This is a genomic window from Nostoc sp., assembly GCF_036919555.1.
Lineage (GTDB): Bacteria > Cyanobacteriota > Cyanobacteriia > Cyanobacteriales > Nostocaceae > Nostoc.
The window spans coordinates 68,295-85,372 of sequence record NZ_JBALCS010000007.1 but is presented as its reverse complement, the minus strand read 5'-3'; the positions used below and the strand labels follow the sequence as shown (position 1 = coordinate 85,372).

Annotated in this window: 11 protein-coding genes and 1 other RNA gene; 10 read left to right on the top strand and 2 right to left on the bottom strand. The window is 42.6% G+C overall.

Translation table 11 applies throughout. The features are described 5' to 3' along the window. Positions 1-72: 72 nt before the first annotated feature. The gene (locus V7K36_RS02255) at positions 73-396 is read right to left on the bottom strand and encodes a hypothetical protein (protein ID WP_180277395.1); all 324 of its coding nucleotides are present in this window, start codon (positions 394-396) and stop codon (positions 73-75) included. A gap of 495 nt (positions 397-891) precedes the next feature. After that, positions 892-1,119: a hypothetical protein gene (locus tag V7K36_RS02250; protein WP_335112836.1), complete on the bottom strand. Its 228-nt coding sequence runs from the start codon at positions 1,117-1,119 to the stop codon at positions 892-894. Between the two features lie 342 nt (positions 1,120-1,461). Here V7K36_RS02250 and V7K36_RS02245 point away from each other — a divergent pair, with 342 nt between their 5' ends. The 10 genes from V7K36_RS02245 to V7K36_RS02200 all read left to right on the top strand — a co-directional run bounded on the left by V7K36_RS02245 (position 1,462) and on the right by V7K36_RS02200 (position 17,054). Continuing rightward, positions 1,462-1,614: a lmo0937 family membrane protein gene (locus V7K36_RS02245; protein WP_334828103.1), complete on the top strand. Its 153-nt coding sequence runs from the start codon at positions 1,462-1,464 to the stop codon at positions 1,612-1,614. Next, the gene (locus tag V7K36_RS02240) at positions 1,611-1,823 is read left to right on the top strand and encodes a hypothetical protein (protein ID WP_335112833.1); all 213 of its coding nucleotides are present in this window, start codon (positions 1,611-1,613) and stop codon (positions 1,821-1,823) included. Before V7K36_RS02245 ends, V7K36_RS02240 begins: the two co-directional genes overlap by 4 nt. Positions 1,824-1,950: 127 nt before the next feature. After that, positions 1,951-2,442 (top strand): pentapeptide repeat-containing protein, encoded by a 492-nt coding sequence (locus tag V7K36_RS02235; RefSeq protein ID WP_335112945.1) that lies wholly within the window; start codon positions 1,951-1,953, stop codon positions 2,440-2,442. Then, the gene (locus tag V7K36_RS02230; protein ID WP_335112943.1) at positions 2,439-3,596 is read left to right on the top strand and encodes a 5-(carboxyamino)imidazole ribonucleotide synthase; all 1,158 of its coding nucleotides are present in this window, start codon (positions 2,439-2,441) and stop codon (positions 3,594-3,596) included. Before V7K36_RS02235 ends, V7K36_RS02230 begins: the two co-directional genes overlap by 4 nt. Before the next feature lie 60 nt (positions 3,597-3,656). After that, a non-coding RNA gene (gene ssrS / locus V7K36_RS02225) (6S RNA) lies at positions 3,657-3,840 on the top strand. A 942-nt stretch (positions 3,841-4,782) separates the two neighbouring features. Beyond that, complete coding sequence (locus V7K36_RS02220; RefSeq protein ID WP_335112831.1) at positions 4,783-10,224, top strand: trifunctional serine/threonine-protein kinase/ATP-binding protein/sensor histidine kinase; 5,442 nt, start codon at positions 4,783-4,785, stop codon at positions 10,222-10,224. Between the two features lie 284 nt (positions 10,225-10,508). Next, positions 10,509-11,750, top strand: coding sequence for a M16 family metallopeptidase (locus tag V7K36_RS02215; protein ID WP_335112829.1), 1,242 nt, complete (start codon positions 10,509-10,511; stop codon positions 11,748-11,750). A 45-nt stretch (positions 11,751-11,795) separates the two neighbouring features. Then, positions 11,796-13,067: a M16 family metallopeptidase gene (locus tag V7K36_RS02210; RefSeq protein ID WP_335112827.1), complete on the top strand. Its 1,272-nt coding sequence runs from the start codon at positions 11,796-11,798 to the stop codon at positions 13,065-13,067. A 245-nt stretch (positions 13,068-13,312) separates the two neighbouring features. Beyond that, positions 13,313-14,353, top strand: coding sequence for a peptidoglycan-binding domain-containing protein (locus tag V7K36_RS02205; RefSeq protein ID WP_335112825.1), 1,041 nt, complete (start codon positions 13,313-13,315; stop codon positions 14,351-14,353). Between the two features lie 658 nt (positions 14,354-15,011). Further along, entirely contained in the window at positions 15,012-17,054 is a 2,043-nt protein-coding gene (locus V7K36_RS02200) for a GAF domain-containing sensor histidine kinase (protein WP_335112823.1), read from the top strand. Positions 17,055-17,078: the final 24 nt, after the last annotated feature.

Here is a 17,078-nt window from a genome sequence, read left to right as displayed (position 1 = left end):
TGCGAAATTAAAAACTGCTCTGGCTGAAAGTAAACAAGAGCAGTTTTTAATCGCAAAGCTCAACATAAGAGTTTAGGCATCTTCAAGTTCAAATTGAGCCACCGTAACCGCGTTAAAAGCGAAAGCCAAAACTAATGGCATCGGCGACTGAAACCAAAAGGTAAAAAGAACAGCTAAGATTGTGCCAATTACTGCGGACATCGACCACAATCGTTCTTCAAAAGTCAATCCCTTTTCGGCTTTAATCAATCTGAGAACATGAACTGGAATTGGTTCCGGCATTACCCCACCCGGAGGGAAAGCCCAGAAGTTGTTACGTCGCTCTACAAATAAATCTGTCCAACCATTTTCTTGGCACCATGCCTCAATCCATTGAAGTGAGTAATGATTCATCATCGGGTTTCGGAGTTTGGTTTGTGGAAGTTGTGTACTTGGTGAATGTAAACTCTTGGAGATTCCTGAAGAACCAACTAATCGTTATAAAATTAACGCTAATTATCGGACTTTTAAGCTTTGTTAAGCAATTGAGACGCATATAATTACGCTCAAACCTTGCTTTGATTAATTAAAAGATTAACAGTTGATCGGGGCTGTTTACTTTGAAAGACAATAAACTTTACTTGAAAAATTAAAAGTAAAGTATTGTAAAGAAGTCAGTAAGTATTACTGCTCAAGAAAACTCTTCATATCCTGAAATTCAAATCTAAAAATGAAGAATTGTGAAGAAATTAACGACTGTCACAGCCCATCGTAGACATTGCTTGATTCTATTTCATTACGCTCGCAATGACAGCTGATGTTTTTACACATTTGGGATGCTCCCATCAAAAGCGATTGCATAACGGTACTGCCTCGATTGCAATCGCGTTCGACAACAATAGCAGGCAGGCTTCATGAAATAGAAGTGGTTATATCTACTTTCTCTAAGGATGGTGGTTCCTCTAAGGATGGTGGCGATTCAGAAGGACTAGTGCTAGTCTCTGGTGTTGAAAGCTCATCACCTACAATTCCATCCCATGAATAGTTGCAGATTTTAGTGCGAAGCAATATACCAAACGTCAAGTTAATTGCCAGGGCAAAGGAATCGATAAAAATTAAATTTACAAAGCGATCAATCATCAGACCCCCTTAAGCTAAATTAAGCATCAAGTGCTATTTGCTCTCTGACTACACATGCCACAATCTCTTTTCCAGAAATGCATACTATCTCAATACTTTTCAGTTACCCAGAACATGAGGGAGTAGTTTACGCTTAACCCAAAAGTATTGCCGGCCGTGTGATGCTCTAGTTGACTCATTGCCACAACAGGTGCTGATTGCGATAATTGCCCATGTAATTAATTTTCTTTCTCAAGAAAGATGATTTAAATTTATATACCTCTCTGAGGGTAAATAGAATTAAAGTGAAGCTAAGAGTAAAATCTATGAGAAATTAAAACTTACTTGACTCAGAGCAAATATATGTTCAGTATACTTTGGGGTATTGTTGTTGTACTGGTTGCTTTTTGGGCATTAGGGCTGACACTTCATATTGCTGGAAATTTAATTCATGCAGTGTTGCTTTTAGCCATTGCCCTTGCTATCTATAATTTTTTCAAAGCGCGTGATGTGTGAATATAGTGGTTCCCGACTTGGTGAGGTACGTTTTCAAAGTTACTAACCTTAGTAAAAAAGATTTGAGTGTACCTCAGTTGCTTAGGAAACGCTATATACTGAGTGCGATCGCTCCTAATGCTCCTAATATTGTTGCTCTCTGGCTAAAGGTGAAAAGTGATGTCCACGACGGGCTACACCTATGCCCTTTTTGCGTTACAAAATATTAAGCAAGGGAAATACACATTCCCCAAGTCCGGTAGCAAGGCTGCAAGTCTCAATTAGGATAAACCAGTCTTGCTAATATTCAAATGCGGTAATTAAATGCAGCGATTAGACACCAAATTGGCTCTCGATATGTTTTGGCGGCAAGGGTTGGCGTTCCTTCTAGGAATTATTATCTGGTGTGTGGCTAATTCCGCATTGGCAGTAGACTGGACTCATCCACTGTCATTTAGCAATGCAGAGTTGTCAAGACGTGATTTTTCTGGTGACAGTTTGCAAGCTGCGGAGTTTTCTAACGCCAATATGGAACTGGCTAACTTTGCAAAGGCTGACTTGCGGGGAGCAGTCATGAGCGCTTCGGTGATGACAAAAGCAAATCTCCACGGAGCAGATTTAACTAATGCAATGGTTGATCAGGTAAACTTGACTAAGGCAGATTTGAGCGATGCAGTTTTCAAAGAAGCTCTTTTGCTGGGCGCCGTCTTTAATGATGTGAATATCGACGGTGCAGATTTTACAGATGCAATTTTGGATAGGGTGCAAATCAAAGAACTGTGTCAGAAAGCCAGTGGTGTGAATTCCAAAACAGGCGTGCAAACTCGTGATTCTCTAGGATGTCAATGAAGCGTGTTGGTGTAATTGGTGGCGGACAACTTGCCTGGATGATGGCGGATGCAGCACAAAAGCTAGGATTAGAATTGGTAGTACAAACTCCTAGTGAACACGACCCAGCCGTGTCAATTGCTCAGGAAATCGTTTTCGCCCCGGTAGATGATGCCAGTGCTACAGAGATATTAGCTAAAAAAAGTGATGTCATCACTTTTGAGAACGAATTTGTTAACCTGCAAGCTTTATCTCTTTTAGGACAGCAAGGCGTTTGTTTCCGTCCCAGATTAGAAGCTTTGGCTCCTCTTTTAGATAAATATCATCAGCGCTGCTATTTACGCGATTTGGGCTTACCAGTTCCTCAATTTTTCGCCCTTGACGAGGCAGAAAATCTCAAATCAAAAATAGAATATTTAGGTTTTCCAGCAGTTCTCAAATCCCGACGCCACGGTTATGACGGTCAGGGTACTTTCATAATTCAGGATTTTGCTACTTTAGAGCAAAAGCTAACTTTAAATCAATCACTTTTCTTGTTAGAAGAATTTGTCCCATTTGAACGAGAACTAGCAATAATTGCAGCGCGTTCTGTGGAGGGAGAAATTGTAACTTATCCAGTAGTGGAAACCCAACAAGAACAACAAGTGTGTCGGCGGGTGATTGCGCCAGCCCAGATTACGCCCAATCAAGTAGCAGAAATCCAAGCGATCGCGCATACTCTATTAAATAGCCTAGAAGTAGTGGGAATTTTTGGAATTGAACTATTTCTCAGTGCTGATGGCAAAATTCTGGTAAATGAAATTGCGCCCCGGACTCACAATTCTGGGCATTTTTCTCTTGATGCTTGTGAAACTTCTCAATTTGAACAACACCTGAGAGCCGTTTGTGGTTTACCTTTGGGAAATCCGGCTTTGCAGTGCGCTGGTGCTGTGATGGTGAACCTCTTGGGGTATGAAAATTCTCACAGCGACTACCAAAGCCAGCGTCAACAAATAGCAGAGATTCACCAGGCGCACCTTCACTGGTATGGGAAGACAGAATCACGTCCTGGGCGAAAGTTGGGACATGTCACCGTTTTGCTAGATAATCAAAATATAGAGTCAGCAACTGCTTATGCCAACGGTGTCGGCGCAGCCATCGTCCAGACCATAGAATCTATCTGGTATCCCAGGTAAATTTTTCAGAAACTTTCGACGTTGAACACACAACATCTTTTTGAAAGCTATAATGGGTGAGTTGCACTACGACGTTGGTGACTGCCATCAAGTTTTTTGATCTATGCCTTTAAAGACAAGGGAGTCAAACAGTTCTCGTGGCAGTAAACCGGGCATGTACCCGGAAACTTTAAACGAGGAATTTAGGTTCCCACCTGGTTAAACCAGGTCATAAACTTAGGTAAAACGGCGTCGCGGTGAACTTAAAATTATTAGCTCCTAAAGTCAGTTAGAATTTGGGAGCTTTAATAATTTAAATCAGTATTACTTGTTGTAAAAATCAGAAATCCTAAACTAACTTGAGTTCAGGGCTATTTCGTTCTAGACATAAACCGCCCAGAACTAAAGTTCACAGGCTTTTAGCTAAAGTACGTTAAAACGCAATACACTTGGGTTAAGGATAATTGTAGGTTGGGTTGAACAAAGTGAAACCCAATAAACCACGACAAATATTGGGTTTCGTTCCTCAAACGCCACTTGCTTCTCCCTTTGGGAGACGCGCAAGGGACAAGTCGGGAAACCGCAAGGGCGCAGTGGCTCCCCAACCTACACAGTTTAAGGTTTTTGGCGCTAACCCAAGCGCATTGCGTTAAAACGGACTATAACCTTTTCTCAGTCGTCTTTAGACAACTTTCGCTATTAGACTGGTGAATTCATTCTGAGGCGAGCTAGATGAGAATGAAATAGCCCTGACGTGAGTTCCATGAACCTCTCCCTGACTTGAACTAAAGTTCAATTCTGTCCCTCTCCGAGTCGGAGAGGGACGGTTTTACTAGGTAAAACCAGGCAGAGGTCTTTTGATTCAGCCCGCTAGCGCTCTTTTATTACTGTACGTTCGCTTATTTTTGAAAGGTAAAAAGTAATTATATCTTACACAGCTTAGAATGTAGCTGATAAATAGATTCAGGCATTTCATTCATAAAAGAATCTGTTTTTGAAGAATGAATTATGTGCAATCACTTTTGCCATCTGCTCCCAGGTTGGCCAATACAATGGGTTATCGGTTCCATTGCCATTTGGTTGAACAACGACCCGATTCCTTTCCCCTTATGAAATTAATTCCTCTTTTCATCTCAAAATGAGCGAACAGTAAATATTGCCATGTTTTTGGGAACCCTAGATACTGAAGTCTCAAGAATTAAGCCGTATGGTCAGCATTCCCGGATATCAGGTTAGCAAAGAACTCTACAATGGTTCGAGAACCTTAGTTTATCGCGCTAATCGAGAAACTGACCAGAAATCTGTGGTGATTAAGCTGATGAAAACTGCTTATCCCAGCTTCAGTGAATTGGTACAGTTTCGCAACCAGTTCACCATCGCCAAAAATCTGAATCTACCTGGAATCATCCAAACCTACAGCCTGGAACCCTATCAGAATGGCTATGCGTTAGTGATGGAAGACTTTGGGGGAATTTCCTTGAAGGAATGGGGAATAGGGAGTGGGCAATGGGAAGTGGGGGGAAGCATAGAATCTCTGATGGAGTTTTTACGAATTGCGATCGCTCTGTGCAATACATTAGATATTTTAATTCGTAATCGGATCATTCACAAAGATATTAAACCTGCCAATATTTTAATTCATCCAGAAACTAAAGAAGTTAAGTTAATTGACTTTAGTATTGCATCTCTGTTGCCACGGGAAACTCAAATCCTGATGAGTCCTAATGTCCTAGAAGGGACACTCGGCTATTTGTCTCCAGAGCAAACTGGACGGATGAATCGGGGAATTGACTACCGGACTGATTTTTACTCTCTGGGTGTAACTTTTTACGAGTTATTATCAGGGGAATTACCATTTAAATCGCACGACCCAATGGAATTGGTACATTGTCATATTGCCAAGCAGCCAAAACAATTAGGAGGCAGGAGGCAGGAGGCAGGAGGCAAAAGGCAAGAAGAAATTCCGCAAGTGATTTCAGATATTGTGATGAAACTGATGGCAAAAAATGCCGAAGACCGCTATCAGAGTGCATTCGGGCTGAAATATGATTTAGAAAATTGTTTGGCTCAACTCAAGGAAACGGGGAAAATTGCAAGTTTCCCAATTGCTCAACGGGATATATGCGATCGCTTTATTATCCCAGAAAAACTCTATGGTCGTGAGTATGAAGTCGAAACTCTGCTAAAAGCCTTTGACCGCGTTATCAACAATCAGACAGAACTAATGCTGGTAGCTGGTTTTTCTGGTATTGGTAAAACTGCTTTGGTTAACGAGGTTCATAAACCCATTGCTCGGCAGAGAGGCTACTTCATCAAAGGCAAATTTGACCAATTTAATCGGAATATTCCCTTCTCTGCTTTTGTGCAGGCATTTCGAGACTTAATGGGGCAATTGCTGAGTGAAAGTGATGCCCAATTGTCAACTTGGAAAAATAAAATTTTACAAGTGCTGGGTGAGCAGGGGCAAGTCATTCTTGAGGTAATTCCCGAACTAGAACAAATTATTGGTCAACAACCACCTGCAACGGAACTTTTACCAAGTGCAGCCCAGAATCGCTTCAATTTACTCTTCCAAAAGTTCATTCAGGTATTCACCACAAAAGAACATCCATTAGTAATTTTCCTCGATGATTTGCAGTGGGCTGATTCAGCATCACTCAAATTAATGCAGTTGTTGATGAGCGAATCAGGAAGTGGATGTTTACTTTTGATTGGGGCTTATCGAGACAATGAAGTATCTACAGCGCATCCGTTGATGTTGACTTTAGCCGATATTCGCAAAGCCAATGCCACGATTCACACTATTACTTTAGCTCCGTTAAGTCAAGCCAGTTTAAATCAATTGGTGGTTGATATCTTGAGTTGTTCAGATAAAATTGCCCAACCTCTAACACAACTCGTCTATCAAAAAACTCAGGGAAATCCATTTTTTGCAACGCAATTTCTTAAAGCATTGTATGAAGATAGACTGATTAGTTTTAATTTTGAGCAAGGGTACTGGCAATGTGGTATTGCTGCGGTGAAGGCACTCGCCCTCACCGATGATGTCGTAAAGTTCGTAGCTCTACAATTGCAGAAGTTGCCAGCAGCAACGCAAAATGTGTTGAAATTAGCCGCCTGCATTGGCAACCAGTTTGATTTGCTAACCTTAGCAATCGTTTCTGAACAATGTGAAACCGAAACGGCAGCATCTTTATGGAAAGCTTTGCAAGAAGGGTTAGTTTTACCTACTAGTGAAGTTTATAAATTCTTTCAAGATAGTGGGCATAATTCTGACTCAAACCCCTTCAATTCCAATTTCCAAATCCCAATCTACAAATTTTTACACGATCGTGTCCAGCAAGCTGCCTATTCACTGATTCCAGATGAAGAGAAACAATTTACCCATCTGAAAATTGGTCAATTACTCTTACAAAATACCTCTGAGTCTCAGAAAGAGGAGCGACTTTTTGAGATTGTCAGTCAGTTAAATTGTGGAATAGCACTAATCACCCAGCCGACTGAACGTCAACAATTAGCTCAGTTAAATCTGAATGCTGGTCGAAAAGCGAAAGAAGCTACCGCTTATGGTGCAGCAATTCATTACCTCAATTATGGAATGCAGTTGTTAACGATTAATAGTTGGGAAATCGCCTATGAACTGACTCGAAATTTATACGAAGAAGCCGCCGAAGCTGCCTTTCTCAACAATGAATTTGAGCAGATGGAATCTCTGATCCAGGTTGTCATCCAAGAAACAACCACCTTACTGGATAGAGTGAAAGTTTATGAAGTTCAACTCCAAGCTTATCAGTTGCGGGATCAATCATTGGAAGCGATCGTAACTGGGCGTGAATTTCTCCAGCAACTTGGGGTAACATTACCTAAATCAGTAACACCTTCAGACATTCAGCAATATGTATTAAACACGCTTTCTACATTGGCAGGTAGAAGTATTGAGGGCTTAATTGATTTGCCATTGATGGATGATCCCAAAGCTTTAGTTGCTTTGCGGATTATGGCTAGTATCGCTCCCGCCATCCACCAGAATTGCTCGTATCTGTTTCCAATTTTGGCCTGTGAAGAAGTTAATTTATCTCTTAAATACGGCAATGCACCACTTTCTGCACCAGGGTATGCAGATTTTGGAATTGTACTTAATGCTTGTAACCAACTGGAGTCAGGCTACGAATTTGGTAAGCTAGCTTTAATGCTTGTAGATAGATTTCAAGCAAAATCTGTTCAAAGCATGACTATATTTAAGGTAGCTGCATTAAATCAATATAATAAACAACATGTTCGCACCTCAATAAGTTTATTACAGGAATCTCATACTATTGGATTAGAGACAGGCGATTTTTTTCATGTGCTTACATCCATGATTTTCAAGTTATTCTATGTCTATTTAAGTGGCAAAGAAGTTTTGGAAATCCTGCTAGCAGATATCAAAGCCTACAAGTTGCATTTTGCCAAAAACCAGCGCTTATTAAATTGGTGTAATATAGTCTGTCAAAGCATTAAAAATCTAACCGAATATAGCAATAATCCAGAGTTGCTTATTGGTGAATATTGTCAAGAAGAACAACTTTTATCTGCGCTCCTCAAAGAAGACGAATTAACACCCCATATATTTTTTTTAAATAAGTTAACACTCAGTTATCTGTTTGAGAATTTTCCGGCGGCAGTTGAGAATGCAAATCAGGGAGATCAATACCTCAACGGTGTCCCAGGAATGCTATCTGTGCCAGTCTTCTACTACTACGATTCTTTGTCCCGGCTTGCTGTCTATGCAACGGTTGAACCGTCTCAACAGGAGCAATTACTCTTAAAGGTTGGCGAAAACCAGGAAAAATTGCAGTTTCGAGCCAAATTTGCACCGATGAATTTCCAGCACAAATTTGATTTGGTGGAAGCAGAACGCCATCGGGTTTTGGGCGAAAAGATGGCAGCAATGGAACTGTACGATCGCGCCATTTTTCTGGCTAAAGAAAACGAATATATCCAAGAAGAAGCCTTAAGCAATGAACTAGCGGCCAAGTTCTACCTTGACTGGGGCAAAGAAAAAATCGCTCAAATTTATATGCAAGAAGCTTATTATTGCTATGCCCGTTGGGGCGCTAAAGCCAAAAACGAGGACTTAGAAAAACGTTATCCTCAACTTCTGGCTCCGATCTTACAAGGGCAATTTAATCACTTTCAACTGAGTTCAACCGTCGATACATTATCATTCCTATATCAAACCATCCACAGAAACCTTTCTAGCAGCAGTATTTCTCAAGCCCTCGATTTTGCCACCATCTTTAAAGCTTCACAAGTTCTCTCCAGTGAAATTCAACTAGAGCAATTAATCACTGTTCTTTTGCAAGTGGTGATGGAAAATGCTGGGGCACAAAAAGCTGCCCTGCTTATACTCCAACAGGGCAACTTAGTGGTTGAGGCTGTAGCCAGCATCAATGAAGGAGTCACTCTGGTATCTGTACCATTGTCAACCAGCGAAGACATTCCGATTACACTGGTAAATTATGTCAAACGCACCTTAAAAACTGTTGTGTTAGATGATGCCACAGCACAAACTGATTTTATCGCCGACTCATATTTCATGCAGCAAAAACCTAAAAGTGTGTTGTGTACGCCGATATTAAATCAGGGTAAAATCATCGGGCTGCTATATCTAGAAAATCCGTTCACAATTGGTGCATTTACTCGCGATCACATTGAAGTTATCCAACTGCTATGCGCTCAAGCCGCCATCTCTCTAGAAAATGCCCGTCTTTATCAAGAATCTCAAAATTATGGGCAACAGTTAGAGCGATCGCTGCAAGAAGTTGAGCAAGCCCAACTACAAATGGTGCAAAATGAAAAAATGGCAACCTTGGGCAATTTGGTTGCAGGTGTGGCACATGAAATTAATAATCCTCTTGGATTTCTTGAAGGCAGTCTCAACAATGCCCAAGAGTATACTCAAGACTTACTCGCCCATATCCAATGCTACCAACAACATTATCCCACTCCTGCGATCGCAGTCATTCAGCATAGCGAAAAAATTGACCTAAAATTCTTGACTGAGGACTTACCAAAGCTCGTAAGCTCAATGAAGGTAGCCTCCGAACGGATTAAAGACATTAGTATCAGTCTCCGCACCTTTTCCAGAGCCGATACAACCGAAAAAGTTGCTTGTAACCTCCATGAAGGGATTGAGAGTACGCTGTTGATTTTGAAATATCGCCTCAAAGCTAACGAAAAACGTCCAACGATCAAAGTCATCACCGAATATGGAAAATTACCGCCTGTCAAGTGCTTTTTAGGACAGTTAAATCAAGTATTTATGAACATCCTCGCTAATGCAATTGATATCTTAGATACATCTATTCAGGGGCGTTCTTTTGCCCAAGTGCAAGCCGATCATCAGCAAATACTGATTCACACCGAAGTATCCAGTGACCAACGCACGGTAACAATTTGCATTAGAGATAACGGTCAGGGAATGCCAGAGGAGATTAGAACGCGGATCTTTAACCACCTGTTTACAACTAAAGAGGTGGGGAAAGGAACGGGATTAGGATTAGCCATCGCTCGTCAAATTGTCGAGGAAACCCATGATGGGCGGTTGAGTTGCAATTCTGTGCTGGGCGAAGGAACAGAATTTGTCATTGAGATTCCAGTATCTTAATGGCTACTACTCTGATTTCAAGAAGTAGATACCTGTGCTGTACGTTCGCTTATTTTGAGATGGCAAGAGGAATTAAATCCCTTCTTGAGACAGGAGTAGAACGATTTTCCTCTCAACGCATAACACTTCCAATTTCTCGGTAGTGTGGAGAACAGCAACAACACAATTCTACAAAATCTGTATAACTTGATTCTAAATTAGGTATCGTTCAGAGTTAAAATAACAAAATTATCTAAAATTGTGGTTAAAACTACAAAAAATTGTTAAAACAACTAACTAATACCGTGTTTCCAGCCTCGGTCTTCCGACTAGAGAGTGGTTTAACGTTTATTCATCAAGAAATTCCCACTACTCCTGTAGTTGTGGCGGATGTTTGGGTGCGTGCTGGAGCAAGCCTAGAGCCAGAACCCTGGTTCGGCATGGCGCACTTTTTAGAACACATGATTTTTAAAGGTACAGCGACGCTACCCCCTGGAATGTTCGATTATAAGGTTGAAAACCGAGGTGGCGTGAGTAATGCGGCGACAAGCTATGATTATGCTCATTATTCGCTGACCACAGCTGCCCCTTATTTAAAAGATACTCTGCCCTACTTGGGAGAACTACTGCTGAATGCGGCAATTCCAGAAGATGAATTTAGCCGCGAACGGGACGTGGTGCTAGAGGAAATTCGCTCTTGTAATGACGATTCCGACTGGATAGGATTCCAAGCTCTGATTCAAAGCATCTATCAGCATCACCCTTACGGACGTTCGGTGCTGGGTACTGAGCAAGAACTTATGCAGCAGTCACCAGAAGCAATGCGCTGTTTTCACCGCACTCACTATCAACCGGAAAACATGACGGTGGTAATTGCCGGGGGGATAGCCCAGCAACCAGCTTGGGAAATGGTAAATCATTCATTTGCTGATTTTGCCGAACGCTCTAATTGTCCGCAGTTTGAGAAAGTAGCAAAGCCAGTAATAACAGGTATTCAGCGTGAAGAACTGTGTTTACCACGCATAGAGCAAGCGCGATTGTTGATGGCGTGGCTTGTACCCGGAGTAGAAGAAATCCGCACTAGCTATGGTTTAGATTTGTTGTCGGTATTATTGGCAGAAGGGCGGACTTCGCGTTTAGTGCGCGATTTGCGAGAAGATTTGCAATTGGTACAGGGAATTTGCAGTAGTTTTTCTCTACAACGGGAATCAAGTTTATTTACAATTACTGCCTGGTTGGAACCAGAAAATCTGGAGGAAGTTGAGTCCTTAATTTGCGCTCATTTGGATGATTTGCAGACTCTAAGAATTAGTGAACAGGAACTTGCTCGCGGACGCAGGTTGCTATGTAATGAGTATGCGTTTTCTACCGAAACGCCAAATCAGCTAACAGGGCTTTATGGATATTACAATACGATCGCCAAAGCTGAATTAGCTGTGACATATCCCCAGCAGATTCAGTCTTTTGATGCCCAAGAACTGCAAAAATTAGCTAAACAATATCTCTCGCCGCAAAATTATGCGGTTACTGTACTTAAACCGTGTTAGTCATTGGGCATTAGTTTTTGACAAATGACAAAGGACAAATTATAAATGACAACCTTGCTGCAAAAATCGCCTATCCATCGCACCGTATTAAACAATGGTATTGTCGTGCTGGTGGCAGAAAACCCTGCTGCTGACATTATTGCGGCGCGAATCTTTTTGCGTGCCGGTAGTTGTCACGAAAACCGGGAGCAAGCAGGGTTAGCACATTTGCTATCAGCAGTGATGACAAAAGGATGCGATGGTCTTTCTAGTTTGGAAATTGCCGAAATTGTCGAGTCTGTAGGAGCGAGTTTGAGTGCAGATGCCAGTACTGATTATTTTTTGCTATCTTTCAAAACAGTAACATCCGATTTTGCGGAAATTTTAACATTGGCGGGGCGAATTTTGCGATCGCCGACTTTTCCCGAAGCTGAAGTGGAACTAGAACGGCGTTTAGCACTCCAAGATATTCGTTCCCAAAAAGAGCAACCGTTCACCGTCGCCTTTGAACAAATGCGGCAGGTAATGTACCAAAATCATCCATACTCAATGTCAGTACTGGGAGATGAATCCACCATGAGCCGCTTAACTCGTGCTGATTTAGTGGAGTATCACCAGACTTATTTTCGTCCAGATAATGTAGTAATTAGTATTGCTGGTAGAGTCACACCTACAGATGCAGTGGCGTTGGTGGAAGAAGTTTTTGGTGATTGGCAAGCTACAGCCCAAGCACTACCAATACTGAGTTTACCTGAGATTAAGGTGGAACCGCAGGTAAGGGTGAAGCCAGTACAGACACAACAATCAATCGTGATGCTGGGTTATTTGGGAACATCGGTGAGTTCTATTGACTACGCCCCACTGAAGTTGCTGTGTACCTACTTGGGAAATGGGCTTTCTAGTCGCTTGTTTGTCGAATTGCGAGAAAAACGAGGTTTAGCTTACGAAGTATCCGCATTTTACTCCACAAGGCTATTTCCAGCATCGTTTGTAGTTTACATGGGTACAGCACCAGAAAATACCAGCATCGCCCTAGAGGGACTACGTACAGAAGTAGATTTATTGTCTACCGCCGAAATATCCGAAAGCGCCCTCCAAGCTGCTAAAAACAAGATCCTGGGGCAGTACGCCTTGGGTAAACAAACGAACGGGCAAATTGCTCAAATATACGGCTGGTATGAAATTTTGGGCTTAGGAATTGATTTTGACACAAAGTTCCAAGAATTGATTGCGGCTGTGAGTGCCAAAGATGCGATCGCTTCAGCTTGTAAGTATTTAAAATCACCTTACTTGTCTTTAGTTGGTCAAGAAGAAGCAATTAATCGAGCGATCGCATAGACTTGCTTTAATTCTCTCCTTTTTGAGAAGCGTTAGGGAGCAAGCGTATTGGATTATGTGCCGCAGCTACGCCCGCACTTCGACCCTTCTCTAGGAGACGCTCTTGCTAGCTTGCTTCCCCGTAGGGATACGACGTAGGCTCAGGGCAGGCAAGCTCAGTGACCGTCGGAGACATCGTAAATGCAGCTGTTTTTTAGACCAAGCGGCTGTACCATTAGCATGAGAATAATTTGGGAGTTAATTCCATGCAAGGTAGCCTGAGAGCAAGTATTTTGAGTTACTTAAAATTACTAGATCCAACTGTAAATCGCTTTCGGATGGAAAAACGGCAAAAAGGTTGGTGGACAAGAAGCTCTAAATCTTTATCAGCTATTGAAATACTCTTGTTCTCCATTACACCTCTCTTGATTGCCTCAACGCCTGTAGTATCAATAGCTGCACCACAAAAAATTGCCCAAGTAAATCCTGGAGATAGCATCAACCGCCCTACCCTGAAAGTTGGTAGTCAAGGCGAACGCGTGTCTGAACTTCAAGGAGCTTTAAAACTTTTGGGTTATTACTCTGGTGCCGTAGATGGTGTATATAGTGAGAAGACGGCCAGTGCTGTTTCCCGCTTTAAACAAGCAGCTGGCTTAAACCCAGATGGCGTTGTTGATGCCAGCACTTGGCAACGACTTTTCCCTAATCAACCGGTAGCAGCATCAACCGTTCCTTCATCCCAGCCAAGATTTAACTCAACCACGAATTTTCCTGTTCCAACCCAGGCTAGCAACCTCACCAACGTTGCAAATCCCAACTCCAACCCTCCAAAAAAAGCTGTAACACAAGTTGCGACTAGCCCTCAACCAAAACCTACTATACCAAAAAAAGCAGTAACACAAGTTGCGACTAGCCCCAAGCCAAAACCTACTACCCCAAAAAAAGCTGTTGCGACCAACCCGGAGCCAAAACCTGTTACACCAAAAAAAGGTACAACTTCCAGGACACAGAAAACACCAAATCGTACTACATCAACTACTCGAACTCAGTCAAACACAACTACTAAACGAACCCCTGGTATTCAATACACCTCAGAAGGATTGCCAATTTTGCGTTTAGGGTTAAGTGGTTCTGAAGTTGTTAAGTTGCAACAACAACTGAAAAAGCTTGGTTTCTTGAAAGGCGATGCCGATGGAGACTTTGGCGTAACAACCGAGGAAGCTGTGAAAGCTGCACAAAAGCGGTATGGTTTAGAAGCTGACGGTGTAGTTGGTGGCTCTACTTGGGAGGTTCTTTTGCGGCGTTAGCCTTATCGAAACAGAATCTGACAATTCAGGTCATGTGGAAAAACTCGCGTTAAACCTAACTCCCTAACCCCCTTTCCGACGCGGGAAGCAGGGTGGTTTGATATGAAGAAAGAAAAATACATAAGTCTTGATTCTCGTTTTGTGACATGGCTTTTTATCCCACTTCCATTCCTCTCCCCGTTGGCGTCAGCCTGCCGTTAGGCAAGGGTCGAGAGGCTTTGAAACTCAGTTTGATTTTTTCTCTGCTTGTATGAAACCACCCTGCCCTTCCCGACGACGCGGGAAGGGGGAAAATTCAAAATCTTTTTCCTGTGAGGCTACGGTGTACACACAAGTCCTAAAAACCTAGCTTGATGAGGCTTGACTTGTTCCCATGCGGAGCATGGGAATGCATTCATGTGGGCTGCTGACTCAATGTCTGATTGGAAGCAGCAGCCCCTAATTAGCCATTCCTATGCAGAGCATAGGAACGAGAGAACAATAGGAATCTGACTTCTGAATTCTTCTTCAAGTTCAGCCTCAGTCGCATTGTTACAAAATTTGTGAATGCCTGCAAATATAGGAGAGCAGAGGGAATCATTACAGTGTGAGCCAGAGTTGAGAAATCAGCAGTCAGCATCTTCTCACTCCTTGTCAATCACGCCTTAATTAAAAAACGATGAAAATTTCGGAATTACTACTTGATTCGATGCTTTCCTGTACAAAGATGCCTTGCACCAACGAACTGACACGACTTAAAGCAGTATATCAGTTTCAGAGTTTGGATATCGCACCCGATCAGGCATTGGATGACTTGACAGTACTAGCGGCGGATCTGTGCCAAACTTCAATAGCGTTGGTGAGTTTTATCGGAGCCGATCGCCTGTGGGTTAAGTCTAAGGTTGGAATCACATTAACAGAAATTCGACGAGACCTCGCGTTTTGTAACCACACCATTCGCCAGTTAGATGTCTTTGTGATTCCAGATACCCTGGCTGATCCCCACTTTGCCACCCATTTCCTCGTCATAAATGCTCCCAATATCCGGTTTTATGCCGGAGTCCCACTGGTAACGGCTGGCGGTTGCGTCCTGGGTACACTCTGCGTCATGGACTCCGAACTGCGTCACCTGAACCAGAAACAACGAAAAGGATTGCAGACACTCAGCCACCAAGCAATGGCGCAGTTTGAGCTAAAGCGCAACACCACGAAGCTGCGTCAAATAATCCCGGAAATCAAACAACTAAAACAGCAATTGATTACTCAGGAATTGCTTGGTCAACAAGATTCAATTTTGTTTAATCTGGCAACTCAAATCCGTAATTCTCTGGATCTGGACACGATTTTACAAACGGCGGTGAATGAGATTCATACTCTGTTGCAAGTTGATCGCTGTGACTTTGTATGGTGTCTGCCCAACAAAGATCAGTTCAACTTTATGGTGACTCACGAAGCTACTAACCCAGAGATTTGCATGGCACTGGGAGAACTTTCCCTTGGGCATGGCTCCATCCTGGCAAAAACCATCTTAGATCTAGATATGCTAAGAATTGAAGATGTTTCTGCTACTTCAGAGGCACTGACCCCGGAGGATCACTCCCTGCTGCGCCAACTGGGAGTAAGCTCGGTGCTGTTGCTGCCACTCAGAACCCATTCTGGTCAATTGGGTGCTATTATTTGCCATCACTGTCGCGGTTCTCGCCAATGGACTGATAGCGAAGTCCGGTTACTCAAAGCTGTCACCGATCAAGTGGCGATCGCCCTTGACCAGGCAGAACTGCTTGCCCAAACTCAAGCAACCGCCTTTGCTGCCCAAACTCAAGCAACCTATCTGGGGAACGCACTGAGCCAGTTGCAGCAAACCCAAATGCAACTGGTGCAGCAAGAGAAGATGTCGAGCCTGGGGGAATTGGTTGCCGGAGTTGCCCACGAAATCAACAACCCGGTGAACTTTATTAACGGCAATATTGCTTATGCAACCGCCTATGTCCAGGATTTGCTGGAATTATTGGATCTTTATCAGGCAACCTGTCCCAATGCGACTGCTGCTATTGAAGAAAAGATGGAGGCGATGGACTTTGATTTCCTAAGACAAGACCTGCCCAGTCTATTATCGTCGATGCGAATGGGTGCAGAACGAATTCGGCAAATTGTCTTGTCTTTGCGGAATTTCTCGCGCCTGGATGAAGCTGAGATGAAACCTGTGGATATCCATGAAGGGATTGACAACACGTTGTTGATTTTGAAAAGTCGCTTGAAATTAACCAGTGGCAAGTTTGAGATACAAGTGATTAAAGCATACGAAAATTTACCGCCTGTTGATTGTTATGCGGGGCAATTGAATCAAGTATTCATGAATCTTTTGGGTAACGCGATCGATGCCTTAGATGAAACGCCTAATCCCATCATTACCATTGAAACACAACTCATTAGTAGACAAAAATCGGATAGTTCTCATCTATCCCAACTCTCCTACGCGGATAGTGTAGTGATTCGAATTCGAGATAACGGTTCTGGGATGACAGAAACAACCCAGCAAAAACTGTTCAATCCATTTTTCACCACCAAACCAATTGGTAAGGGAACCGGGCTGGGACTGTCCATCAGCTATCAAATTGTGGTTGAAAAACATGGTGGCATTTTAAAATGCTCATCAGAACTGGAAAAAGGTAGCGAGTTCTGGATTCAAATTCCGGTTGAGCCTCTGCTTAAAAGTACTTGAAGTGTGTATAAAATTATCAAAATA

Bases quoted from the DNA above. Each gene is read 5' to 3' on its own strand.
- V7K36_RS02255 (WP_180277395.1), bottom strand. From the start codon at position 396: ATGATGAATCATTACTCACTTCAATGGATTGAGGCATGGTGCCAAGAA.
- V7K36_RS02250 (WP_335112836.1), bottom strand. From the start codon at position 1,119: ATGATTGATCGCTTTGTAAATTTAATTTTTATCGATTCCTTTGCCCTG.
- V7K36_RS02245 (WP_334828103.1), top strand. From the start codon at position 1,462: ATGTTCAGTATACTTTGGGGTATTGTTGTTGTACTGGTTGCTTTTTGG.
- V7K36_RS02235 (WP_335112945.1), top strand. From the start codon at position 1,951: ATGTTTTGGCGGCAAGGGTTGGCGTTCCTTCTAGGAATTATTATCTGG.
- V7K36_RS02230 (WP_335112943.1), top strand. From the start codon at position 2,439: ATGAAGCGTGTTGGTGTAATTGGTGGCGGACAACTTGCCTGGATGATG.
- V7K36_RS02220 (WP_335112831.1), top strand. From the start codon at position 4,783: ATGGTCAGCATTCCCGGATATCAGGTTAGCAAAGAACTCTACAATGGT.
- V7K36_RS02210 (WP_335112827.1), top strand. From the start codon at position 11,796: ATGACAACCTTGCTGCAAAAATCGCCTATCCATCGCACCGTATTAAAC.
- V7K36_RS02205 (WP_335112825.1), top strand. From the start codon at position 13,313: ATGCAAGGTAGCCTGAGAGCAAGTATTTTGAGTTACTTAAAATTACTA.
- V7K36_RS02200 (WP_335112823.1), top strand. From the start codon at position 15,012: ATGAAAATTTCGGAATTACTACTTGATTCGATGCTTTCCTGTACAAAG.